General features: G+C 71.0%; 22 protein-coding genes, 2 tRNA genes and 1 other RNA gene. 13 read left to right on the top strand and 12 right to left on the bottom strand.

The window, feature by feature from the left end; translation table 11 throughout:
- Positions 1–19: 19 nt before the first annotated feature.
- Positions 20–2,695 carry a DNA polymerase III subunit gamma and tau gene (locus ACFHWY_RS22845; RefSeq protein WP_416582290.1) on the bottom strand — a complete coding sequence of 892 codons (2,676 nt, stop codon included), beginning with the start codon at positions 2,693–2,695 and terminating at the stop codon, positions 20–22.
- 206 nt (positions 2,696–2,901) lie between these two features.
- Positions 2,902–2,991: signal recognition particle sRNA small type (gene ffs / locus ACFHWY_RS22840), an RNA gene on the bottom strand.
- Between the two features lie 81 nt (positions 2,992–3,072).
- On the opposite strand from ffs, the gene ACFHWY_RS22835 reads away from it, so the two are divergent.
- Positions 3,073–3,157: transfer RNA gene (locus ACFHWY_RS22835), tRNA-Ser, on the top strand.
- A gap of 91 nt (positions 3,158–3,248) precedes the next feature.
- Here the strand turns inward: ACFHWY_RS22835 and ACFHWY_RS22830 are convergent.
- Positions 3,249–4,430, bottom strand: coding sequence for a right-handed parallel beta-helix repeat-containing protein (locus ACFHWY_RS22830; protein WP_416582289.1), 1,182 nt, complete (start codon positions 4,428–4,430; stop codon positions 3,249–3,251).
- Between the two features lie 305 nt (positions 4,431–4,735).
- On the opposite strand from ACFHWY_RS22830, the gene ACFHWY_RS22825 reads away from it, so the two are divergent.
- Entirely contained in the window at positions 4,736–5,101 is a 366-nt protein-coding gene (locus tag ACFHWY_RS22825) for a PadR family transcriptional regulator (RefSeq protein ID WP_416582288.1), read from the top strand.
- Positions 5,098–6,198: a hypothetical protein gene (locus tag ACFHWY_RS22820; protein WP_416582287.1), complete on the top strand. Its 1,101-nt coding sequence runs from the start codon at positions 5,098–5,100 to the stop codon at positions 6,196–6,198. Before ACFHWY_RS22825 ends, ACFHWY_RS22820 begins: the two co-directional genes overlap by 4 nt.
- A gap of 123 nt (positions 6,199–6,321) precedes the next feature.
- On the opposite strand, the gene ACFHWY_RS22815 is transcribed toward ACFHWY_RS22820, so the two are convergent.
- Positions 6,322–6,801, bottom strand: a complete 480-nt coding sequence (locus ACFHWY_RS22815; RefSeq protein WP_416582286.1) for a hypothetical protein — start codon at positions 6,799–6,801, stop codon at positions 6,322–6,324.
- 379 nt (positions 6,802–7,180) lie between these two features.
- On the opposite strand from ACFHWY_RS22815, the gene ACFHWY_RS22810 reads away from it, so the two are divergent.
- The 4 genes from ACFHWY_RS22810 to ACFHWY_RS22795 are packed head-to-tail and all read left to right on the top strand — an operon-like array spanning position 7,181 to position 9,327.
- A complete protein-coding gene (locus tag ACFHWY_RS22810) occupies positions 7,181–7,978 on the top strand; it encodes a helix-turn-helix domain-containing protein (RefSeq protein WP_416582285.1) in 798 nt (265 codons plus the stop codon).
- Positions 7,951–8,157, top strand: a complete 207-nt coding sequence (locus ACFHWY_RS22805; protein WP_416582284.1) for a DUF397 domain-containing protein — start codon at positions 7,951–7,953, stop codon at positions 8,155–8,157. Before ACFHWY_RS22810 ends, ACFHWY_RS22805 begins: the two co-directional genes overlap by 28 nt.
- Before the next feature lie 43 nt (positions 8,158–8,200).
- Entirely contained in the window at positions 8,201–8,758 is a 558-nt protein-coding gene (locus ACFHWY_RS22800; protein ID WP_416582283.1) for a hypothetical protein, read from the top strand.
- Positions 8,759–8,796: 38 nt separating this feature from the next.
- Positions 8,797–9,327 carry a hypothetical protein gene (locus ACFHWY_RS22795; protein WP_416582282.1) on the top strand — a complete coding sequence of 177 codons (531 nt, stop codon included), beginning with the start codon at positions 8,797–8,799 and terminating at the stop codon, positions 9,325–9,327.
- 118 nt (positions 9,328–9,445) lie between these two features.
- Here ACFHWY_RS22795 and ACFHWY_RS22790 read toward each other — a convergent pair.
- Positions 9,446–9,532, bottom strand: a tRNA-Ser gene (locus ACFHWY_RS22790).
- A 75-nt stretch (positions 9,533–9,607) separates the two neighbouring features.
- On the opposite strand from ACFHWY_RS22790, the gene deoD reads away from it, so the two are divergent.
- Together deoD and ACFHWY_RS22780 are read left to right on the top strand one after the other, a co-directional pair.
- A complete protein-coding gene (gene deoD / locus ACFHWY_RS22785) occupies positions 9,608–10,315 on the top strand; it encodes a purine-nucleoside phosphorylase (protein WP_416582281.1) in 708 nt (235 codons plus the stop codon).
- Positions 10,316–10,531: 216 nt separating this feature from the next.
- Positions 10,532–11,479: a hypothetical protein gene (locus ACFHWY_RS22780; protein ID WP_416582280.1), complete on the top strand. Its 948-nt coding sequence runs from the start codon at positions 10,532–10,534 to the stop codon at positions 11,477–11,479.
- Between the two features lie 16 nt (positions 11,480–11,495).
- On the opposite strand, the gene ACFHWY_RS22775 is transcribed toward ACFHWY_RS22780, so the two are convergent.
- The 4 genes from ACFHWY_RS22775 to ACFHWY_RS22760 form a co-directional block, all read right to left on the bottom strand.
- The gene (locus tag ACFHWY_RS22775; RefSeq protein ID WP_416582308.1) at positions 11,496–11,996 is read right to left on the bottom strand and encodes a nucleoside deaminase; all 501 of its coding nucleotides are present in this window, start codon (positions 11,994–11,996) and stop codon (positions 11,496–11,498) included.
- A 163-nt stretch (positions 11,997–12,159) separates the two neighbouring features.
- Positions 12,160–12,687, bottom strand: coding sequence for a tRNA adenosine deaminase-associated protein (locus ACFHWY_RS22770; protein ID WP_416582279.1), 528 nt, complete (start codon positions 12,685–12,687; stop codon positions 12,160–12,162).
- Positions 12,688–12,817: 130 nt separating this feature from the next.
- Positions 12,818–12,985 (bottom strand): hypothetical protein, encoded by a 168-nt coding sequence (locus ACFHWY_RS22765; protein WP_416582278.1) that lies wholly within the window; start codon positions 12,983–12,985, stop codon positions 12,818–12,820.
- A gap of 86 nt (positions 12,986–13,071) precedes the next feature.
- Complete coding sequence (locus ACFHWY_RS22760; protein ID WP_416582277.1) at positions 13,072–13,413, bottom strand: hypothetical protein; 342 nt, start codon at positions 13,411–13,413, stop codon at positions 13,072–13,074.
- On the opposite strand from ACFHWY_RS22760, the gene ACFHWY_RS22755 reads away from it, so the two are divergent.
- The 3 genes from ACFHWY_RS22755 to ACFHWY_RS22745 all read left to right on the top strand — a co-directional run bounded on the left by ACFHWY_RS22755 (position 13,342) and on the right by ACFHWY_RS22745 (position 18,485).
- On the top strand, positions 13,342–14,226 hold the full coding sequence (locus tag ACFHWY_RS22755; protein ID WP_416582276.1) for a M23 family metallopeptidase: 885 nt from the start codon (positions 13,342–13,344) through the stop codon (positions 14,224–14,226). The genes ACFHWY_RS22760 and ACFHWY_RS22755 overlap by 72 nt on opposite strands.
- A gap of 193 nt (positions 14,227–14,419) precedes the next feature.
- Positions 14,420–17,350 carry a glycosyl hydrolase gene (locus ACFHWY_RS22750; protein WP_416582275.1) on the top strand — a complete coding sequence of 977 codons (2,931 nt, stop codon included), beginning with the start codon at positions 14,420–14,422 and terminating at the stop codon, positions 17,348–17,350.
- A gap of 73 nt (positions 17,351–17,423) precedes the next feature.
- Positions 17,424–18,485, top strand: coding sequence for a PHP domain-containing protein (locus ACFHWY_RS22745; RefSeq protein ID WP_416582274.1), 1,062 nt, complete (start codon positions 17,424–17,426; stop codon positions 18,483–18,485).
- A 28-nt stretch (positions 18,486–18,513) separates the two neighbouring features.
- Here ACFHWY_RS22745 and ACFHWY_RS22740 read toward each other — a convergent pair whose 3' ends face one another.
- Positions 18,514–19,494: a DMT family transporter gene (locus ACFHWY_RS22740; protein WP_416582273.1), complete on the bottom strand. Its 981-nt coding sequence runs from the start codon at positions 19,492–19,494 to the stop codon at positions 18,514–18,516.
- A 157-nt stretch (positions 19,495–19,651) separates the two neighbouring features.
- On the opposite strand from ACFHWY_RS22740, the gene ACFHWY_RS22735 reads away from it, so the two are divergent.
- On the top strand, positions 19,652–21,322 hold the full coding sequence (locus ACFHWY_RS22735) for a DUF885 domain-containing protein (protein ID WP_416582272.1): 1,671 nt from the start codon (positions 19,652–19,654) through the stop codon (positions 21,320–21,322).
- 80 nt (positions 21,323–21,402) lie between these two features.
- On the opposite strand, the gene ACFHWY_RS22730 is transcribed toward ACFHWY_RS22735, so the two are convergent.
- A complete protein-coding gene (locus ACFHWY_RS22730; protein WP_416582271.1) occupies positions 21,403–22,560 on the bottom strand; it encodes a DUF3068 domain-containing protein in 1,158 nt (385 codons plus the stop codon).
- Positions 22,561–22,652: 92 nt separating this feature from the next.
- A complete protein-coding gene (locus ACFHWY_RS22725) occupies positions 22,653–23,465 on the bottom strand; it encodes a class I SAM-dependent methyltransferase (protein ID WP_416582270.1) in 813 nt (270 codons plus the stop codon).
- Between the last annotated feature and the right edge of the window lie 16 nt (positions 23,466–23,481).

Raw genomic sequence — 23,481 nt, 5'->3', positions numbered from 1 at the left:
CCCTAGATCGACGGCGGGATCAGTCGGTGATCTTCTCGGCGCCACCGAAGGTTTCGCGGAGGAGGCGGACGGCCTGCTCCTCGCTCGACTCGCGGGCGGTCTTCTCGTCGATGATCTCGTCGAGCGGTTCGTCGCCCGGGTCGAAGCCTTCGTAGGAAGGAACGGCAGTCCGTTGGACGCCGCCGGGACGTCCCACGCCATCGCGCACCGGGCCGTCGAAATCGGGATCGTACGGCGGCTCGCCGGCGAACTCGACGTCCGCGGTCCGGCGCGCCCCCTGAGCGGTACGCACACCCCGGCCGGCCGCCGCCGCCCGAGCCGCCGCGATCGCACTGCTCACCGGGGCGCCACCGGTGCCGTTGGTCACCGCGCCCTGCTGCGGCGGGACGGCCGCCCCCGACCTGCCCGGCGAACCACCCGAAGCACCGGCCCAACCCACCGGGGCACCGGCCCGGCCGCTCGTCGACACGCCGGCCCCGTCCGCCGGGGAAACCACGGGAGGCGCAGCCGAACCTCCGGGGCGAGCCGCCTCCGGCCACCCGCCGTCCAGGTCACCCCCGGCAGGGGCGGCCGGGGTCGATGCGGAACCGCCAGGGCGGGCCGGCTCCGGCCAGTCCTCCTGGGTGTCCGCGGCGGCGGTAGCATCGCCCGCGTCGCCAGCACCCGCATTGACACTGGCAGTCCGGGTGGACGGGGCAAGGGCAGGCTCGAAGCCATCGGAACCGCCCGCGCTCGGGGCGGCACCGGTTACCGGAGTCGGGCCGACGGTGTCCGGGCCCCGGCCGGCACCGGCGGCGTCCGGGTCGGCATCAAGGGCGGGACGGGACGGGACGCGAGGGCTGCCCGGCGGAATCCCGCCACGTTCACCGGCCACCTCGCACCGGATCTGCCAGCGCCCGCCCAACTCCTCGTAGAGCGCGTCGGTGAGCACCTGGGCGTGGTCGGACATCATCCGGGCCAGCACGCCGGACTTCACGGTGAGCACGAGCGTGTCGCCGTCGAGGTCGCGGACGACCGCGTCGCGCATCAGCGCGGCGATCCGCTTGTTGCTCCGGTTCACCTTGCCGACCACCTCCGGCCATACCCGCCGCACCGCGACCGCGTCCAGCACGCCCTGGGTCACCGCACCGGGGCGGGGCGGTTCCGGGGTCGCCGGATCGGGCATGACGGCCGATGCGGGTACCGGTCGCCGGGGCGGGGCCGTCCCGGCGACCGCACCGTCCTGACTCCCCCCCGATCGGCTCGAAGGACCAGGTCCGCCGGGGGGCCCGTTCGTGCCGACGCTGGAGCCCGAGTCCGTCCCACCGCCCGTCCTGGCGGTACCGTCCCTCGCCGCGCCAGAAACGGCCGGCGCCGGCGCGCCGTCGCGGGCACCGGGTGCGGGCGCGCCGGTGGCGGTAGCCGGCGCTACCGCGCCGGTTTCGGCCCTGGTCGCGGCGGCAGCCGCGGCCGCGGCGGGAGGCTGGGTGCGTACCGTCGGGGGGTTGGTGGACGGTGCGGAGTCGGCGGTGGCCGGCGGCACATCGGTGCCGGCGAGGGTGAGCCGGCGTTCCATGCGTTCGAGGCGCTGGAGGAGCCCGCCGGTGGTGTCGTCGACGCCGGGCAGCAGCATCCGGGCACAGATCAGTTCGAGCAGCAGCCGGGGCGCGGTGGTGCCCCGCATCTCCACCAGGCCGTCGTGCACGATGTCGGCGCAGCGGGACAGGGTGCCCGGGCCGAGCTGCTGGGCCTGGGCGGCCATCCGCTCGATCTGGTCGTCCGGCCCGTCGATGAGGCCCTTGCCGGCGGCGTCCGGCACCTGTTGGAGCACGATCAGGTCACGCAGGCGTTCCAGCAGGTCGGCGGCGAACCGGCGGGCGTCGTGCCCGGCCTCGGCGACCCGGTCGACGGTGGCGTACGCGGCGGCGCCGTCCCCGGCCGCGAGGGCGTCGCACATCTCGTCGATCAGCGCCGCGTCGGTGACGCCGAGCAGTGCGGCGGCCCGGGCGTAGGTCACGCCCTCGGGGCCGGCACCGGCGATGAGCTGGTCGAGCACGGAGAGGCTGTCCCGGGCGCTGCCACCACCTGCCCGCACGACGAGAGGGAAGACCGCCGGATCGACCTGCACCTCCTCGGCCTGGGTGAGCTGCTCAAGGTACGGCCGGAGGGTCTTCGGCGGGATCAGCCGGAACGGATAGTGGTGGGTCCGCGACTTGATCGTGCCGAGGACCTTCTCCGGCTCGGTGGTGGCGAAGATGAACTTGACGTACTCGGGCGGCTCCTCGACCAGCTTGAGCAGGGCGTTGAAGCCGGCCGACGAGACCATGTGCGCCTCGTCGATGACGTAGATCTTGAATCGGCTGTTGGCCGGCGCGAAGAACGCCTTCTCGCGTAGCTCACGGGCGTCGTCCACCCCGCCGTGGCTGGCCGCGTCGATCTCGATGACGTCGATCGAGCCGGTTCCGTCGCCGGAGAGCGATCGGCAGGAGTCGCAGGTGCCGCAGGGCTCCGGGGTGGGGCCGTGCTCGCAGTTGAGCGAGCGGGCCAGGATGCGGGCGCTGGACGTCTTGCCGCAGCCGCGCGGGCCGGAGAAGAGGTACGCGTGGTTCAGCCGCCCGCTGCGCAGCGCCTGCGACAGCGGTTCGGTGACGTGCTCCTGCCCGATGACCTCGGCGAAGGTACGCGGGCGGTACTTGCGGTAGAGCGCCAGTGTCACGGCGTCCCGCCTCCTCTCGACCGAGCCATTCTGCGCCGCCCCGCCCCGCCTGACCACCCACCCCGCCGCCGGAGCGGCGCAGTCCAGTGCTGATCAACTCCGTTCCGCGGGTATGGCGGCATCACGATGCTCGGGACACCCCCACGTCGGCGACCTGGAGTCGATCAACGCCGCCGCAGGGGCGGGCCCGCGTGGGCACGAGACAAAAAGGCCCCCCGTGCACCCGGCAGAGCTCGCTTATCCTTGCTGCCTTCCGGCCCTGGGGAGGTTCACGAGATACCGCCGCACGGGAGGTGGCTCCAGCCTACCCGACCCACCGTGGATCTTCAGGGGGTGGTGGGGTGGGCGGGTCGGTGGAGACCTGTATCCTGATCGGCGGAGGATTCGCCTAGAGGCCTAGGGCGCACGCTTGGAAAGCGTGTTGGGTTTACACCCTCACGAGTTCGAATCTCGTATCCTCCGCTCACCTGAGCAGCACCACGAAAGGGCCGGCCCCCGACGGGACCGGCCCTCCTTCGTCGCTACCCGATGTCCTTCACCGGCGGGTCCGGAGTCAGCCGAGGACCGAGACCGACGAGTTGGCGCCGACCGTACCGGTGATCAGGTTCTGGAACGGCGCCGGCCGGTTCGGCCCGGTGACCAGCCGTACGGAGAGATAGTCGGCGCCGCCGGCCACGTAGAGGGCAGACCGCATGCCCGCCCCGGAGACGATCCACTTCGCGCCGCCGTTGGCCCGCTGGAAGGAGCCGCCCTCCACGCTCACCGCTGACGCGGCCACGTAGAAGCCCGCCGAGTTCTCATTCCCGGTGTCGCTGCTGCCGATCCCCGTCGAGTCCGCGGTGCAGCCGGAGAGCGTGGAGTTCGGGGCGAGGACCTCGAAACCGTTGCCCGCGGTGTCCTGGGCTTCACAGCCGACGACGGTCGCGCGCGAGGAATCGATCCGGAACGCGGGAGCGGGATCCGTCGCGGTGCCGATGCCGTACGCCTTGCTGCCCCACATCTTGATGTTGCCACCGCCGAGGAGGTAACCGCCACCCTTGCAGCCCTGGGCCGAGCAGCCGCTGATGAATCCGTCCGACGCCTGGAAGTTGTATGCCCAGCCACCCGCGTTTTCGACCCGACAGTCGGTGATCTTGAACTCCCGCTGCCCACCCGCGTACGTGCCACCGAACAGGAAACCGTCGCCGGTGGTCCGGGTGACGAAGACCCGCGTCAGCCAGGGCGCCGGGTCCGGCCCGAACGAACCAGGCGCGGTGTTCATCTGGAAGTTGACCCCGTTGGCCGCCCGACTCGCCCCGTCGAGTCCGATGTCGGTCACGCACTGCCGGGTCGCGGCGGCCTGGGCACCGGACCACGGGTTGACAACCAGGGCCGCCCCGCTGAATCCCGAGGCCGCGGTCAGCATCGTGACCAGCGGGCCGGCACCGATCAGGGCCTGCTTGTCACCAAGTACCACCGGGGCCTTCAGGTTGTAGTTGCCGGGTGCGACGTACACGGCACGCCGGCTGCCCGTGCCCAGCGCCGCATTGATGGCCGCCTGAGCGCCCAGGTTCTCGTTCACCTCAAAGGTGGCCCCCGAGCCGGCCGGGCCGACCCAGGGGATCGCGCCGGTCGCAGCGAGGGCGGCGGCCTGGGCGGGCGCGATGCCGCCCAGCACCGGCGCGGTGACGGCGGCACCGGCGGTGACCGCTGCGGCCCGGAACAGTTGGCGGCGGTGTGAACGATTCTCCTGCATGCTTGCTCCCTGAGGGGTGACCGGCCTGGAATCAGGCCGGTCGAGGTGCTGATGGGCACGAGGAAGCAGCCCGGCGACGACCGGCCCGGCGCGTTTGCGCCGGGCTCTATGTGGTTTCCGGATGTGACAGATGCCCCGTGGTGGCACCGTCTCGGGCACCATCGGAGTCATCCTTGCACCCGACGGGCAATCCTGGTTGCCCACCCGTCGTACACACGTTCCATCCACAGTCTGTGGACGCAGGGGTGACCACTACCCGCAATGAACGGTAGACGGTATATAACGGTGACCGTAGCATCGACCGCATGCAGGAACCTACTTTTCTAATCCTCACGGCCCTGGCCGCACAGCCGTTGCACGGCTACGGGGTGATCAGGGCGGTCGACGAACTGTCTGCGGGCGAGGTCAAGCTGAGACCGGGCACCCTCTACGGCGCCCTCGACCGGCTGGCCGAGCAGGGCCTGGTCACCGTCGACCGGGAGGAGGCCGTCGAGGGGCGGCTACGCCGCTACTACCGGCTCAGCGACACCGGGGCCGCCGCCCTCCAGGTCCAGATCGAGCGCCTCCGCCGCCACGCCACGGCGGCAGAGGTCCAGCTCGGCAAGCGCCTCGGCGGCGCACTGATCTTCGGCACGGTCAGCGCCCATACCCTCGGCCTGGTGACCAGATGACCGGCGCCTGGCCAGCCCCCGACCGCAGCACCACCGCCTGGCCGACCGCTGACGACCGCCTGGAGTGTGGCTACCGCGCGCTGTTGCTCGCCTATCCGCGTCGGCACCGGCGGCGGCACGGCACCGAGGTGATCACCACGCTGCTGGAGATGGCCGAACCGGGGCAGCGCCGCCCGCGTACCGGTGAAGCTATGCATCTGATCGCCAGCGGCCTGCGGCTGCGGTTCCGGCTGCCGGCCGGCCGACCGTTCATGACGATCGCGGCGCTGCTCACCGCGTTGACCATGGGCGGCTTCGGTGCCGCCGCCGGCTCTTGGCTCGGCGCCCAGACATTCGCCGACCTGCCCGACGAAGCCGGCGTGGCCCGACTGACGCAGCTGGCCGGCGGAGTGGGCGAGCCGAGCCAGTACCGCGTGGAGACAAACTGGCACGCCACGCGGACCAACGCGACGGAGTGGGTCGCAGCCACGTGGGACGGCGAGCAGGTCCGGCAGCGGTTCGCCGACGAAGGTTGGTCCGTCTCCGAGCTCACCGCGGTCTCCGGGCTTCGGGTCACCGTCGGCGCGGACGGGACCACCACCGAGGTCCCGTTGCGCGGCACGCAGTTCGACGCCGAGTCGGACGGCCTGGTCATCCAGGTACACGGGCTCATCGCCGATGATGGCGGAGGCGTCTCGGTCGACGCCGGGCCGATGCGGACCGCCGCATTCCTGCCCCTGGTCGTCGGCGGCGCGGCCGTCGGGCTGGTCGTCGGCTGGCTGGTCGCGGCGGCCGTCGCGTACCGGATGGCAGCAGCACCGCCCGGACGGCGGGTGACCGCGAGTGGGCTCTGGGGGATCGCCCTGCTGGCGCTGGCGCTACCGACGGTCGCCCTGCACGGCAACGCCCTGCGGGTGTTCCGCGCCGGCGGCGTCGACGACGACGGCGGCCTGCTCACCGTGCACAGCGCCTTCACCCCGGGCGAGTACTACTACCCCGTCGGCCCGTCCTGGCTGGTCCTCGGGCTGAGCGTCGCCGGGTTGGGGATCGCCGCCGCCGTGATCCTGGTCGCCCGGTCCGGCAAGCACCCACCGCAGCAGATCGCAGTAGCCGGCTGAGCAGGGCCCCGCTAAACGATACGGGGACGGGAGCCGCCGGCGACGCTGGCGGCTCCCGGTCGGACCACCGCCCCGCAGGTCCGTCCCGGTCCGGCTCCCGCTGACCGTAGGCGGACAGCCTCCTCACCCCCGCGCACGCGCCCAGGACACGAAGCGGTCGAACAGCCCGACCGCCGACGTCGGGTCATCGAGCTGCGCGGTGGCCTCCGCGTACAGCGTCGCGAGGTGCACCAGCAGTGCGGTCCGATCATCCCGGTATTCACCCAGCAGCCGTAGCTTCGCCGCGCTGCACGGCCATGCGATACCGCAGCTCCGGCAGCGCCACGTCGGGCGGGACGGCGCGTGTTCCGGGCGACGGCGATTCATCGGCGGACCGTCCCGGCGGCACCGGCCGAAGCCGATGCAGCCGGAGCGGGTGGGATCAGGCCGGCCGGCATCACGAACAGCTCGCGGCGCTCGACCGTCTCGCCCCGGGGCGTCGAGTTGGTAGCACTCGATCCAGGTCCACCCGTCGTAGGTGGTCCGGTCGGTGCGGTGCCGGATGACCCGGATGGTGATCGGGCGGACGAACTGCGGGGACGCCGCGCGGGTCAGCAGAAACATCTCCCCCGGCACGATCGAGCCACCGCATTGGCACGGGTCAGGTCGACGGCACGGATGTAATCCGACGGCACCCCGCCCGACGGCGTGTCTGAACCGAGGATCGGCCGCCGGCAGGCTCGTGGTGTGGTTTGGCACAGGTCGCCCCGATTCCGCGTCGCCGGCTGACTGAACCGTCTGTGCGGTCAGCTCAACAGCGCGTCGAGTGAGTGGATGGGGGCCGCCGTGGATGCTCGCCCGGACGGCGGCCCCCCGACGCACGTGACCGCCGGTCAAGGGGGATGAACCGGAACAAGCCACGCCGTCGATACCCCAATTTGACGCAGGTGACGAGACAACTACATCGCGTATCGGTATGGTCACCGAATATTCGAGACATCCGATGGGAGAGGCAACGAACCATGCGCTCCGGGTGGCGCTGCGGGACACCGGGCTCACGATCGAATCGCTCGCGGAACGAGTCGGCGTCGACCCGAAGACGGTCAGCCGGTGGCTGCTCGAAGACCGGATACCGCACGCCCGGCATCGCCTGACGGCGGCAGATGCGCTGAGCAAGACTGTCTCGGACATCTGGCCGGACATTTCGAGACGTCGTGCGCTGGTCTGGTTCCGCCCCTGGCAGGAGATCGAACGCGAGGCGACAACGCTGCGTTCGTACCAACCCCTGGTGCTACCTGGCCTGCTCCAGACCGAGGCGTATGCCCGCGCCGTACTCACGGGCGGCGGCCTGATCCCCCGCAGTGAGGTGGAACGGCTGGTCGCCCACCGCATCTCCCGCCAGCTGATCCTGCACCGGGAGGAGCCGCCACAGCTCACCGTCGTGCTCGACGAGGCGGTGCTGCGTCGCCCGGTCGGCGGCCCGGCCACCATGCGTGAGCAGCTGCTCGCGCTCGCCGACGCCTCTACCCAGCCGCATATCCGGGTGCACGTGGTGCCGTCCACAGTGGGCGAATACGCCGGACTGAACGGCCCGTTCGTGCTGGCCACCGCCGCCGACCACCGCATCGCCGGCTACCTCGACAACCAACTCCAGGGTCAAGTGGTTAGCGAACAGGCCGACATCGCGGCGATACTTGCCGCGTGGGAGAACGTGCGCGGCGAGACGCTCTCGCACTGGCAGTCGGTCGACCTGATCAGGGAGGTGGCGCAGTCATGGAGTTCAGCGCAGCCACGAGGCTGAACGGCGCCCGGTGGCGCAAGAGCAGCCGCAGCAGCGGCAACGGCGGCGACTGCGTCGAGGTCGCCGGCAACCTGCCCGGCCTGGTCGGCGTACGCGACTCGAAGGACCCGACCGGCCCGGCGCTGGTCTTCACCCCGGCCGCCTGGCGCGCCTTCGTCACCGAAGTCGACAAGACCTGACTTCCGTCGTACACATGTTCTATCCACAGGCTGTGGACGCGGGGTGAGTTACCAGCTCAGCGCGGTCATCGCGGACGCCGGGCTGTTGCGCGAGGAGACCCGCGAGCTGGATCATGCCGTCCTCGGCGCGCTCCGGCAGGACTTCGACCTACTCCCGTTGACGCCGCAGCTGGTGCAGGAGCTGATCGGCACACCGCCGGACTACGCGGCCGACGAACCCGGCCCGGAGCAGCCCTTCACCCTCGTCCTCTCCGCCACGCTGACCGAGGTGCTGGCCCACTGGTCCCGGCGCGGCCCACTGGCGTACGTCGAGGCGGAGTTCGTCGGCGGGGCCGGGCACCAGGCGGCGGCGGTCTGGGTGGGCGGCACGCTGGCCTGGGGACCGCGCTTCGACGCGGCGTTCGACGGGCCGCGCCCCGAGTGGCCGATCAACGCGGCGCTGACCGAGCTGGGCGCGGAACCGGGCCAGTGGATCGACCCCTTCGCCGAGCTGGGCCTACATGTCGAGCGGAACACCGAAGGGTGGCTCGCGCACGGGCGACGCGGGCTGAGCGCCGACTACTGGGACGAGTTGGCCGACGAATGGGAAGCCCGGCAATAACCTCCTGGCCCCCGTCACGTTGGGGACTGGGGGATTCCATGAAATTGCGACAATTCGGCTTCATCGCCGCACTGCTCTTTGCTGCCTCGATCTCAGCCAGCGGGCCCGTGCCACCGGGCAACATCGCCGTGCCCGAACCGGTCGCGACGGTCGCCGTCGTCGACCGCGACGGCCTCACCGACGTCGAATTCGGCGACACGGAGAGCGAGCTGACCAGGCGCGGCATACTCCGCACCGACGTAGACGCCTGCGGTCCGACGCTGGCCGGGCACGCCCTGATCAGCCCGATCTTCATCGACGACCGGCTGGTGCTGCTCTGGGCCGACGACCCGGTCCGCACCCCGGAGGGCATCGCGGCCGGCACGCCACTCGCCGAGGTCAAGGCCAGCTATCCGTCCGTAAGCCAACTGCGTGCCCCACAGGGGACACACCGCTTCGACGGACTACTCGCCCGCGACGGCGATCGCGCCTACCTGTTCCTGCATGACGGTCACACGGTCCGCAAGGTCATCGCCGGGTACGCCGACTGGGCACACCGCCTCTTCGTCGAGGGCCACGGCCCCTGCTGACCCTGCATCCTCACCCCGGATTGCCTTAATGGGCCGTCCTCGACTGATCAGCCACCCGGAAACGGAAACGCCCGGCCGATCCTCACGGACCGTGCCGGGCGTTCTCGCTGTTCAGGAGCGGTGGCGGAGGGATTTGAACCCTCGGAGGGCGTAAACCCTCACACGCTTTCGAGGCGTGCTCCTTAGGCCGCTCGGACACGCCACCGCCGACGAGGGTACAGGACCACCGGTTCCGACACCGAACCGGTCCCTGCCAGGCCGGCCTGGCAGGATCTCTGCCATGAGTACGCACATCGGCGCGAAGCCGGGCGAGATTGCCGAGCGGGTCCTGATGCCCGGTGACCCCCTGCGGGCCAAGTGGATCGCGGAGACCTACCTCGAAGGCGCGAACTGCTACTCGACGGTCCGGGGGATGCTGGGCTTCACCGGCCGCTGGAACGGCGTCGAGGTCTCCGTGCAGGGGTCCGGCATGGGTATGCCGTCGGCCTCGATCTACGCGCACGAACTGGTCAACGAGTACGGCGTGAAGTCGCTGATCCGGGTGGGCTCGTGCGGCGCCCTCAGCGAGGACCTCCAGTTGCGGGACGTGATCGCCGCGATCGGGTCGTCCACCGACTCGAACATGAACCGGATGCGCTTCGACGGGCTGATCGACTACGCCCCGGTCGCCGACTTCGGGTTGTTGCGTACCTCGGTCGAGGTGGCCGAGCGGCGCGGCGTCGCGATGCGGGTCGGGCCGATCCTGGCCGCGGACGCCTTCTACACGGACCGGCCGGACCTCTACGACCGCCTCGCCGAGTACGGGGTGCTGGCGGTGGAGATGGAGTCGGCGGCGCTCTACACCATCGCCGCCCGGTTCAAGGCTCGCGCCCTGACGCTGTTGACGGTGAGCGACCACATCAAGACCGGCGAAAAGACCACCTCCCAGGAGCGCGAACAGACGTTCAGCCAGATGGTGGAGATCGCCCTGGACACCATCACCACCTGAGCTGAGCGCCCGACCTCACCCCGCCTCGTCGATCTAGGGCTAATCGTCGCTAGTTGATCTCCAACGACAGCGATAGTCCCTAGATCGACGAGGCGAGGGCGCCGTCCATAGCAGGTATGGGGTGGGGGTGGGGGTTTTCCACAGGGGTGCTGGTTGTCCACAGGGCGCGCGGACGGGGCGGAGCGCGGAAGGGCTTGGTGGGCAGAGTGACCGGCCATGGATCTCTACGCGCAGGCGGCGGCCCTTCCCCGGCAGATTCCGATGGGCCTGCCTCCCAAGCAGTTCAGCCAGCTGCGCGATGAGGGGCTTTCCGCCGGTGCCATCCGGTGGCGGGCCAGCCGGACGACTTACCTGCACCGGGTACACCAGGGCTATTACGTCCCCGGACCGGACGAGCCAGGGCTCCTGAGTCGGGCGCGCTGTGCGCTGCGCGCCGCATCACCGTTGGTGGTGCTGGGCTTCCAGAGCGCCGCACAGCTGCACGGTTTCGGTGTCGCTCAAAGCCAGAAGATTCACGTGCTTGCCCCGGCGACGACCCCATTTCCACAGCGTCGAGGGGTGATTGCACACCAGTCCGTACTCCCGCTTGACCACGTCATCCGGGTACTCGGGCTTCCCTGCGCCCCGCCGGCCCGGTGTGCGGTAGACCTGGCCCGGACGTTGCCTCGTCGGCAGGCGTTGCCCGTGCTCGATGCCGCCCTGTTCGCCGGGGCCGTGGACAGCGCCGAGCTGCTTGCCGAAGTGGCGCGTCACGACGGCCTGCGGGGCGTACGGCAGGCCAGAGAGCTGGTGCCTCTCGCCGACGGTCGGGCGGAATGCCGGCAGGAAACGCTACTTCGACTGATACTGCACGACGCTGGGATCACCGGCTTCGTACCGCAGTTTCCTGTGCCCCAGGCCGGCCGCCTCCGCTACCGCCTCGACCTCGGCGACCCACACCATCTGATCGCGGTGGAGTACGACGGCTCGTCTCACCTCGACGCCAACCGCCTGAGGCGCGACCGTTCCCGCCACAATTGGCTCCAGCGCCAGGGTTGGCTCGTGCACTACGCCACCGCCGCCGACCTCTACGACCCCTCGTCGATCATCGAAGCGCTTCTCGCTGCTCGTCGATCTAGGGCGAATCGTCGCCGAAGGAGATCCAGTCACGGCGATACGCCCTAGATCGACGGGAAGATCTTCAGCGGAAGAAGGCGCGCAGGATGGCGGCGTTCTCGGTCTCCAGCACGCCGCCGTAGACCTCGGGGCGGTGGTTGAGCCGGCGGTCGCGCAGCATGTCCCAGAGGGAACCGGCGGCGCCGGTCTTCGGTTCCCAGGCGCCGAAGACCACGGTCGAGACCCGGGCCAGTACTGTTGCGCCGGCGCACATGGTGCAGGGTTCGAGGGTCACCACCAGGGTGCAGCCGTCCAGCCGCCAGCGCCCCAACCGCCGGGCCGCGCCGCGTAACGCGAGTACTTCGGCGTGCGCGGTCGGGTCGCCGGTCAGCTCCCGCTCGTTGCGGCCGATTGCCAGCTCGCGGCCGTCCGGTCCGTAGACCACCGCACCCACCGGCACGTCGCCGGACAGGTCAGGACCACCCGCGGTCGTCGCGGTGCCGACGGCCGGGCGGGACGCACCGCCCACCGAGGGCGGTGCGGCGGCGTCCGGGCCGGTCACCGCGACTTCGATGGCCCGGCGCATCCAGAGTTCGTGACGCTTCCGCCGGCCGGTGCCGGTCGGGTCGGCCACGCCCTCGTCCGCCCGCGGCCCGGCCCGGTCGGGCGAGCCGGGCGTGGGCTGATCCGGCCGCACCGTTTCCAGCGCCGGGTCGGTCACGTCGGCCGACCCAGCACCGCCTGCCGGCTCAGACCTCACGCAGCTCCTCGACCTCGTCGACGCAGCCCAGCACCTGGCAGATCTCGGCGGTGACGTCGGCCGGCATCATTCCCTCGTGGGCGCAGAGCGACAGCAGCCGCTGCGCGGGGATGCCCAGGTCGGTGAGGAGGTCCGCCTCGCCCACCGGGTCCGCCTCCGGATCGACGGCGGGCTGCTCGGTGTCGTCACCACCCGTCGCGGCAGGGCGCGGCTCCTCCGGATCGTCCAGTCCGGTCACCGACGTCTTGAGGTCACCGACCAGCAGGGCACCCAACCGGGACTCCTCCGCGTACGCCGAGTCGGAGCCGAATACCCGCAGGTCCTCGCCTTCGTCGAGCCGCAGGATGACGAGGTAGGTGTCGTCCGCCTCGACGAACAGCAGCGACAGGTAGGCGTCCGGAGCGGCGTCGCGCAGTCGATCGGCGACCTCGTCGACGTCTGCGGTGCCCCGCAGATTCAGCTCGGCGGCCGTCCAGCCGCGCTTTTCGCGCAGCACGGCCGCAGCGAAGTACGACACGGTTCCCCCAAGTTGCCTCGGCACATCACACGCCGACCCGTTAAGCGTGCAGGTTAGCCGGTCGGGTCGGCAGGCGACCGGTCAACGCCCCGAAGGGCCGGTCATTCCTGGGGGAGGATCTACGCGGCGCTCAGCCGGCCAGCCGACGACGGGTGGCGATCAACTGGCGCAGCTGCTCGCTGCGGGCCCGTTGCGGCCGTTCACGTTCGCGCACCGAGCGCGCATCCGCCAACTGTGCCAGCAGCTGAAGGCGTCGGCGGCTCCGGTCGGGGTCCGTCCGCGGAGTGGTCCAGGCCATACCGGGAGAGTGCCGAGTTACGGCGATCCAGTCAAGACGGGTTTCAGTGCGTGCACGACGACGCACCGCAGTCGTCGCCGGTGGAGCTACCAGAGAGGCCAGTCTCCGCTGGTCACCCACCGGGTGAGGGCCGCGGCGGTGGCGATGCTCAAACCTCCGGCGGTGACGATAGCGACCCCGGCGGCGGCCCCTCGGTCGCCGTACCGGACCAGCACCAGAGCGGCGAGCCCGGCCAGGCCGCCGGCGAGCAGCGTCCACCAGGCGTACCCGGCGAGGCTGCGCCCGAGCAGGCCAAAGAGGCCCAGCCAGGCGGCCGCCCCTACGGCACCGACTGCGACGCTGGCGCCGCCCACCGGGTGGGGTTCGCGGTAGGTGGGGCGGGGTGGCCGGCCGGCGGGGAAGAGACCCGACGGGTTGTACGGCATCATCGGTGCCCGTACTCCTCCCACGTGTGGACGGATGTCCGTCCACCGTACCCAGTCTGTCAGGATGTCCGGGTGGTCTCGCTGACGATCGGATGTCGCCGGGCGTCCGCGCTGCTGCTGGTGTCGGTGTTCGCGGCCGGCGGCTGCGGTGCCGGCGCTGCGCAGCCGGCTTCCGGCCCGACGGCTGCGACCGGCACGCCGGCCGCGACCGGTACGCCGGCCGCGACCGGTACGACGCCGGGCACCGCCGGTCAGCTGGCGGCGACGGCGGCGCCGGCGCCGACCCGGGAGGGGTTGCCGCACGTCTTTCCGGTACGCGCGACGAAGGTGGCCTACCACCCGACCCACTCGGCGTATCCGGGAACGGACATCTTCGCCGACTGCGGCGAGCCGGTGGTCTCGGTCACCGACGGTACGGTCGGTGAGGTCAGCCGCCGTGACCGGTACGACAAGCGGGGCCCGCAGGGGCCGTACAACGGTGGCCTGTCGGTGTCGGTGCTCGGCGACGACGGGGTGCGCTACTACGGCTCGCACCTGACCGAGATCGCTCCGGGCATCGATCCGGGGGTACGGGTGCGGGCCGGTCAGCAGCTCGGCACCCTGGGCCGGACGGGTAACGCCAACAACGTCTGTCACCTGCACTTCGGCATCTCTCCGCCGTGTCTGGGCGAGGACGGTTGGTGGATCCGTCGGGGCGTCGTCTGGCCGGCGCCGTACCTCGACTCGTGGCGCAGGGGCGGCAACCGCGAGCCGGCGGCCGAGGTCGCCGCCTGGCACCGTGAGCACGGCTGTCCGGCGAGGCCACCGGCGGGCTAGCGGGTGTGTCGCGGGCGCGTCGGCAGACGGTGTCGCGTCATCTGCTTTCATCAGTCGGAAAGATTGACGCAGTTCTTGCCGGTGAACTACCGTCCGGTGAACTACTGAGAGAGCGCTCTCTCGGACTTTTCTGACAACACCGACGAAGCGTGCGCCGACCGGCGCGGCCGGACCGGCACGCGATGGAGGAAAGATGCGACCTCCCGTCCCACGCCGCCCCCACCACCGGCTCCTGGCCGCCACCGCCACCGCGGCCCTCGTCCTCGGCGGCATGGCCGCCACCACCTCATCCGCGGCGCAGGCCGCCCCGGTCGGCGCCGGCAGCTACACCACCACCCCCGTCGGCCCGCTCCCCGGCGGCTGCGGGAACCTGACCACCAACCCCCGGCAATTCGCCACCAGCACCGCCCCACCCGGTCCGGTACCCACCAACGACTGGTGGTCCTCGCTGCTCTGGAAGCGGCTGAACTGCACCTTCAGCGAGCCGCTGCACGCGCACCCGGTCGCGTACCAGCCGGTCACCGACGGTCTCGGCCTCTCCGCCACCTCCACGCCCACCATCACCGGCACCGCGACCGGCGTCGGCGAGTTCAAGTACCCGTACGTCGAGGACATCCGGGTCGCGGTGGCCGGGCTCGGCGCTCCCAACGTGCTGGTGGACGACTGGACGGACTGGACGGTCACCCCCTACTGGAGCGACGGGTCGCGCACCCTGCGTGCCACCATCGGCCACGGTCTGCCGTTCGCGTACTTCCGCAGCAGCGGTGGCGACGCGGTGATCAACGCGACGGGCGGCACCCCCACCGTCTGGTCCAACACCGGATCCACCATCGGCTTCACCGTCCGCGGCCACGACTACGTGGCGTACGCGCCGACCGGCGCCAACTGGACCGTCAGCGGCAACCGGATCGCGTCCTCCCTCGCCGGGCGGGGCTACTTCTCCGTCGCGCTGCTGCCGGCCACCGGCGACAGCGCGGCCCGCGCCCAACTCGCCACCACCTACCGTCAGTACGCCCACGCCCACGTCACCGGCACCCGCGTCGGCTACACGTACAACCAGGCGACCAACCGGGTGGAGACCCGCTACACCTTCACCACCACGCCACGCGAGGGCAGCGAGACGCGGACGGTGGTCAGCCTCTACCCGCACCAGTGGAAGGCTCTCGCCGGCGTCACCCCGATCACGCCGACCTACCCGTCGGCGCGCGGCCGGATGAAGGTGGTCACCGGCGTCGGCGAGTTCCGCACCTCGATGCAGTTCCACGGGGTACTGCCGGAGCTGCCCGCCGTCGCCACCGGCACCGGCACCGACCTGGCCACGCTGCGCCAGCAGTTGGCGGCGGTCCGGAGCGACCCGATGGACCAACGCGGTGGGGACACCTACTGGACCGGCAAGGGGCTGGGCCGGGCGGCCCGGATCGCCGAGATCGCCGACCTGGTCGGCGACGCCGAGACGCGGACCTCGGCGCTGAACGTGATCAGGTCCACGCTCAACGACTGGCTCACCGCCTCACCCGGCGAGACCGAGCGGCTCTTCTACTACGACGAGCGGTGGGGCACGCTGATCGGCTACCCCGCCTCGTACGGTTCCGACCAGGAACTCAACGACCACCACTTCCACTACGGCTACTACATCGCCGCCGCCGCTACGCTGGCCAAGTTCGACCCCGCCTGGGCTCGACAGGAGCAGTACGGCGGCATGATCGACCTGTTGATCCGGGACGCCAACAACTACGACCGGGCGGACACCCGCTTCCCGTACCTGCGCGACTTCGACATCTACGCCGGCCACGACTGGGCGGCCGGGCACGGCGCGTTCGCCAGCGGCAACAACCAGGAGTCGTCATCGGAGGGGATGAACTTCGCCAACGCCCTGATCCAGTGGGGGCAGGCCACCGGAAACACCGCGGTACGCGACGCCGGCATCTACCTCTACACCACCCAGGCGGCGGCGATCCACGAGTACTGGTTCGACGTCGACGACGAGAACTTCCCCGCCGCGTTCGGGCACTCCAACGTGGGCATGGTCTGGGGCGACGGCGGTGCGTACGCCACCTGGTTCAGCGCCGAGCCGGAGATGATCCAGGGCATCAACCTGCTGCCCGTCACCGGTGGCCACCTCTACCTGGGACACCACCCGAACTACAACTCGACCAAGTACGCGGAGTTGGTCCGCAACAACGGCGGTGAGCCGACGGTGTGGCAGGACATCCACTGGCAGTTCCTGGCGCTCGGCGACGCCGACGCCGCGCTGACGAAGCTGCGTGCCAACCCTGGCTACCCACCTGAGGAGGGCGAGAGCCGGGCGCACACCTTCCACTGGGTCCGCAACCTGGCCGCCCTGGGCCGGGTCGACACCGGGATCACCGCCAACCACCCGTTGGCCGCCGTGTTCAACCGCAACGGGGCCCGGACCTACGTGGCCAGCAACATCTCCAGTTCGCCACTGAGCGTACGGTTCTCCGACGGCACCCACCTGAACGTGGCAGCCGGACGTACCGCCACCAGCGGTGCGCACACCTGGACCGGCGGCAGCGGCGGCGGTGGCGTGAGCCCCAGCCCCACGCCCACCCCGACTGCGACGTCCACGCCCACTCCGACGCCCACGCCCACCCCGACGCCCACCCCGACTCCGACACCAACCGACCCGCCGTCCAGCGCGCCGGTCCGCTACCTGCTGTCCGGCGGTGGCCTGGGCGCGGCCGGCACCGCCGGCACCAGCACGGTGGCCAGTGCCGGCGGCACCAACCACGACGGCACGCCGACCAATCCGGTGACGTTCACCGCGACCGGGCTGAACCTGAACCACAACGGCGGCCAGACCGCGTTCGACCTCCTCCTCGACGCCGGCCAGTCGGTCGGCAACGGGGTACAGGCCCGGATCTCGTACGACCTGACCGGCGACGGCAGTTGGGAGCGGGTGGAGACGTACCGTTACTTCGCCACCGACCCGGTGCCGGGCTGGGAGCACTACACGCAGGCGGCGGGACTGCACTCGACCACCGGGGCCCTGGGCAACCTGCGCGGCGGCACCGTGCGGGTGGAGGTCTGGTCCGCGATCGGGAACAACTCCACCACCCTCGGTGTCGGCGACCGTTCACTCGTGCGGCTGCCGTACACCTGACCCCCGTACCCACAACGTCCCCGCGCCGCCGGTCGTCCCGCGCCCGGCGGCGCGGGCGCGTAGGTTGCAACCCATGACCCGCGATCCCATCGCCGACCTACGCCGGATCGCCTTCCTGCTGGAACGCGCGAACGAGGCCACCTTTCGGGTACGCGCCTTCCGGTCGGCGGCGAGCGCACTGGCCGCGATGTCGAGCGCGGAGGTGACCGAGCGAGCCCGGGTCGGCAAGCTCACCGAGTTGGCCGGGGTCGGCGACGTGACCGCCCGCTGTGTGGCCGAGTCGCTGGCCGGCGAGGAGCCGGTCTACCTTCGCCGGCTGGTCGCGACGGAGGGCACCGACCTGGACGCCGAGGCCGCCGGCCTGCGGGACGCCCTGCGCGGCGACTGCCACACCCACTCCGACTGGTCCGACGGCGGGTCTCCGATCGAGGAGATGGCGCTGGCCGCGGTGGAGTTGGGCCACGAGTACCTGGTGCTGACCGACCACTCACCCCGACTCAAGGTGGCTCGGGGGTTGACCGCGGACCGGCTGCGCAGCCAGCTCGACCATGTGGCACAGCTGAACGAGGCGCTGCCGGAGGGGTTTCGCATTCTCACCGGGATCGAGGTGGACATTCTCGCCGACGGCTCGCTCGACCAGGACGAGGAGCTGCTTGCCCGGCTGGACGTGGTGGTCGGGTCGGTGCACAGCGGGCTGAACGACGATCGGGCGAAGATGACCCGCCGGATGCTGGCTGCCGTCGCCGACCCGAACCTGGACATCCTCGGCCACTGCACCGGCCGGATGGTGCTGTCCCGGCCGACCGGGGTGACCGGACCGGGTGATCGGGGGCACCGCGCACGGAGCCGCCCGGAGAGCACCTTCGACGCTGACGCCGTCTTCGCGGCCTGCGTGGAGCACGACACCGCCGTGGAAATCAACTCCCGCCCGGAACGGCAGGACCCGCCGAAGCGGCTGATCCGGCGAGCGCTGGAGGCCGGCTGTCTGTTCGCCATCAACACCGACGCGCACGCCCCGGGCCAGCTCGACTGGCAGCGCTTCGGCTGCGAGCGGGCGGCCCGCTGCGGCGTCCCCGCCGACCGCGTGGTCAACACCTGGTCGGCCGGCGACCTGGTCGCCTGGACGCAGACCTGACGTTGCCCTGGGCCCGCCCCGGACCCGCTCAGCGGACGGCAGGCTCGACGACGGGTGCCGCCGCAGCGCCCACAGCCGGTGTCACCCGCCGACCCCGCCGGCCGATCAGGCCCTGCGACACGGCGACGCCGAGCAGCACGATCAGCGCGCCGACCGGCTGGTGCCAGGTGAGCCGCTCATTGAGCACGACGGCCCCGATCAGCACCGCGAAGACCGGGATCAGGTAGGTCACGGTGGACGCTGCCGACGCCCCCACGATCCTGATGTTGCGTAGGTGGATCACGAAGGCCAGCCCGGTGCCGAGGGCGCCGAGCGCCAGCACGGCCGCGAGCACCCGGGGTGACAGCGCGGTCGGCAACGGCGGCGGGCCGGCCACGATCGGCGCCACGACGGCGAGTTGGATGGTGGCGACCACCAGTTGGGCCGCTGACAGCGACAACCCGGACAGCTTCCGGCCGGCGATGAACTTCTTCTGGTAGGGGATGGCGAGGCCGTAGCAAGCCGCCGCGCCGAAGCACATGACCTGGCCGATGAAGTGTGCCCCGCCGATGCCCTGCCAGACGCCGAGCACCACCATCACCCCGGCGAAGCCGAGCCCCAGCCCGACCGCGCCGCGTGCGGTCAGTCGTTCGGTGCGGAAGACCAGGACCGCCAGCGGCAGCACGACCAGCGGGGTGGTGGCGTTCCAGATGCCGGCAAGCATCGACTCGACCCGCTGCTCGCCGTAGCCGAAGAGGGTGAACGGCAACGCAACGCCGAAGCCGGCGATGACCGTCAGGTGACCCCAGACCCGCGGATCGCGAGGCAGCCGGTCCCGCAGCACGACGAGCACCACGAGCAGGGTCAGCGCGCCGGCGGCGACGCGGTAGAGGGTGAGGTGCAGCGGGTGCAGCTCCGCGACGCCGACCTTTATGAACAGGAAGCTGGAACCCCAGATCGCGGCAAGGGCGACGAAGCCGGGCAGCCAGCTCCGAAGCGCCGGCCGGTCAGGGGTGAAATCCGCTGTCACCCCTGACACTCTGCTCCTGGGACAGGATATTGTCGTGCGAATTTCGGGCATCGTGTCGCGCACCACAAAACCACTCCATTGGGCCCGGCCGACCTGCTGCCCTGACCCGTGGGCGACGCGCACCACCGGCACGGCCGCCTCGCGTAGGGTACGCAGCGTGGGACGAATCGACGACCTCGCGAACCGCTATGTGGCCGACTGGGCAGAGCTGAGCCCGACCGGCGCCACCCACGTCGGCATCGCCGGCCACGACGACCGGCTGGACGATCTTTCACCGGAGGGGTACGCCGCCCGCGCCGAGCTGGCCCGACGTGCCCTGGCCGACCTCGACGCGACCCAGCCGGACACGGAGTCCGAGCGCACCGCCCGGGAGGCGATGCAGGAGCGGCTGGGCCTGGAACTCGACCGCTACGCCGCCGGCGAGACGACCAGCGAGGTCAGTGTCATCACCAGTGGACTGCACGAGATCCGGATGGTCTTCGATCTGATGCCTACCGACGGCGACGAGGCGCGGGCCAACATCGCCAGCCGGCTCAACCTTTTCTCGGGCGCGCTGGAGGCGTACAAGACGACGCTGCGCGAGGCGGCCGCCGCCGGGCGGATCAGTTCGCGGGCGCAGCTGCTTGAGGTGGCCAAGCAGTGCGACATCTGGGTAAACCCGGATGGCGACAACATCTTCCACGGGCTGGTCGAGCGGCTCGGCGCCGACGGCTCGCTCGGTTCCGAACTGCGCAGAGGTGCGGCGGCAGCCACTGCGGCGACCGCCGAGTTCGGCCAGTTCCTGCGCACCGAGCTTGCCCCGCGCGGCCGGGAGAAGCAGGCCGCCGGGCGGGAGCGCTACGAACTGGCCGCGCAGTACTTCCTCGGCGCCCGGGTCGACCTCGACGACACGTACGCCTGGGGGTTCGCGGAGCTGGCCCGACTGGAGGCCGACATGCGGACGGTCGTCGCGCAGATCTGCGGCCCCGGTGCCACCATCGACGACGCGGTGGCCGCGCTCGACGCCGACCCGACCCGCACCATCCGGGGCAAGGACGCCTTCCGCGACTGGATGCAGGAGCTGGCCGACCGGGCGATCAGCGACCTGAACGGGACCCACTTCGACATTCCGGAGCGCGTCCGGCGGATCGAGTGCATGATCGCACCCACCAGCGACGGCTCCATCTACTACACCGGCCCGAGCGAGGACTTCGCCCGGCCGGGCCGGATGTGGTGGGCGGTGCCGCAGGGCGTCACCGACTTCTCCACCTGGCGTGAGGTGACCACCGTCTACCACGAGGGAGTCCCGGGGCATCACCTCCAGATCGGGCAGACCGCTGTCCGGGCAGAGCTGCTCAACCGCTGGCAGCGGCTGCTCTGCTGGGTTCCCGGTCACGGCGAGGGCTGGGCGCTGTACGCCGAGCGGCTGATGGACGAGCTGGGCTACCTGGAGGATCCGGGCGACAAGTTCGGCATGCTGAACGGTCAGGCGTTCCGGGCGGCCCGGGTGATCGTCGACATCGGGATGCACCTGGAGCTGACAATTCCCGAGGACAACCCGTTCGCCTTCCATCCGGGTGAGCGCTGGACACCGGAGCTGGGCTGGGAGTTCCTGCGGGAACACTGCCGGGTGCCGGACGAGATGCTGCGCTTCGAGTTGAACCGCTACCTGGGCTGGCCGGGGCAGGCGCCGTCGTACAAGGTGGGCGAGCGGATCTGGCTCCAGGCCCGCGACGACGCCAAGGTCCGCCAGGGCGCCGACTTCGACCTCCGGGAGTTTCACCGGCAGGCGCTCGACCTGGGCGCGCTCGGGCTCGACCCGCTACGTCGGGCGCTCGCCCGACTCTGAGTTCGTCGGTCAGGTGTGCCGACGCCGGAGGGCGGACCCGTCGGGCCCGCCCTCCGCACACGGTTCGGCTACTCAGCCGGTCACTTCTTCTCCGACTCGTCCTGGGCGGGCCGCTGGCTCGGCACCGTCGGCTCGTCGGACTTCCAGTTGGTCGACGCGGGCGGGATTTCGTCGGTCAACAGCCCCGCCGCCCGCTCGTCGTCCCGCACCACGGGCTGGTCGACGCGGGTCGGCGCCGGGTCCGAGGCCGGTGCCGCGTCCGCGCCCGGCCGGGCGGCCACGGCGGCGGGGGTACGGCCGCGCGAGACCAGCAACGCCACGATGAGCAGCACCAGACCCAGCACGGCGAGCCCGAGCGGCGCGAACACACCGAGGATGTTGAGCTGGCCACGGCTCTCCTTGGCCCGCTCCACCGATGAGGACACGGTCTCCTCGTTGTAGGAGAAATCCGCGTCCAGCAGCGTCACCGGCGTGCCGACGTTCGGCACCAGCACCTTCTTCTGCTGCTCACGAACGTTGACGTAGGAACCGGTGACCGGGTCGACCCAGACCGTACGGGTGTTGCTGTAGACCACGTCCCCCGCGTTCGCGCCCGGAGCCAGCGCACCGAGCAGCAGGGCCACCCGGTCGGCGGCCAGCGGCAGCTTCTCGTCGGTGATCATCTGCTCGTAGCGGTAGACCTCAAGGCCGTCGACGTCCTCGGTGCCCTTGAACTCCGCCATCCGGGTCTGGCGCAGGTCCCGGTCGAAGACCTCGTAGTTGCCCTGCGCGGAACCGAACGGGAACTTGTACACCTGGCCCGCGAAGGAGATCTTCTCCGGGTTGCCGCTCTCGTCGAGGAACTGCTCGTTCCATTCGACGGCCGCGCCGGAGACCCGATCCAGCGCCAGTTCGGCGCCGTAGGCGCTGACCAGCGCCTTGGTGTCGGTCCGTTCGACGGTCTGGCCGACCCGCCAGACCACGCTGTCGCCGGCGAGGTCGCCGCTGAGTGCGGCGGTCTTGTCCCGCTCCGGCGTCACCTGGACGGTGGACGCGAGATCGGCCTGGTTGATGGCGACCGCACCATCGGTGATCTGGAGGAACGTCGCGCCCTTGGCCTCGGCCACGGAGGTCGCCGGATCCAGGTCGTAGGGCAGTTTGGTCATCGCTGGCTTGACGACGAACACCAGCCCGGCGGCGAGCGCCAGGAGCAGTACGCCGCCGCCGAACAGCACGGCACCCACGGCGCGGTGCTTCATGTTTTCCTCCCTGAGGAGCTCAGTTTCGTCGATGTCGATCGGTGAGATTGCCGCGAGGTTACTACCTGGTCACATAGCAATGCGACCCCCGGTCAGCTTTGTTTCTCCGCTACCGCGCCAGGCTGTCGTGCCCCGGTCCGGCGCAGTACGAGAACGAAGTTCCAAGCCGCCACCTCCCGAACGCCGGGCACCTTGATCACCCACCGCGCCCACCACGGGTGGTAGCGCGGCAGGGCGTCCAGCACGTCGACGTCGACGTTGCACCGGGCCCAGCGCAACGTGTCGGCGATCGAGACCGGGAAGAGCGTCTCGCGGAACCGGTTCTTCGGCGCTCGTCCCATCCGCCGTTCGTAGCGGCGGCGGGCCCGCTCGCCACCGAGGTAGTGCCAGGGTGCGGTCTCGTGCCCGCCCCACGGCGACAGCCAGGGGGTGTACGACACGAAGAGCAGCCCACCCGGCCGCGTCACCCGCACCATCTCGTCGAGCATCCAGGGTGGTTCGGCGACGTGTTCCACCACGTTGGACGAGAACGTCACGTCCACGCTTCCGGTGCGGACCGGCAGCGCGGTGCCGCTGCCCCGCAGCATCCCCGCCGACGACTCACCGGCGGCGGCGGAGAAGTCACCCACGTCAGGGTCCAACCCGACGTATCGGGCACCGGCCGCGCGGAACGCGGCGGCGAAGTATCCCGGCCCGCCACCCACGTCGAGGACCGTCCGGCCGTCCAACGCGGTGTAACCGCAGACCTGGCGTACCGAGTCGGCGGCCAGCAGCCCGTAGAAGTGGTCGGGATCGGTCTGCTCCACCAGGAACGCCCGGAACAGGGTCACCGAACGGCTCAGCGTGGCGAACCTACGTCGACCCGCCCGAAGCGCCCGAAGCGCCCGGTCGTCCGCTGTCGTCACCGCGCCACCGTCCCGT

Source organism: Micromonospora sp. LOL_024, from assembly GCF_048060415.1.
Lineage (GTDB): Bacteria > Actinomycetota > Actinomycetes > Mycobacteriales > Micromonosporaceae > Micromonospora.
The sequence above is the reverse complement of the archived record's forward strand: the minus strand, read 5'-3'. Positions and strand labels throughout refer to the sequence as shown.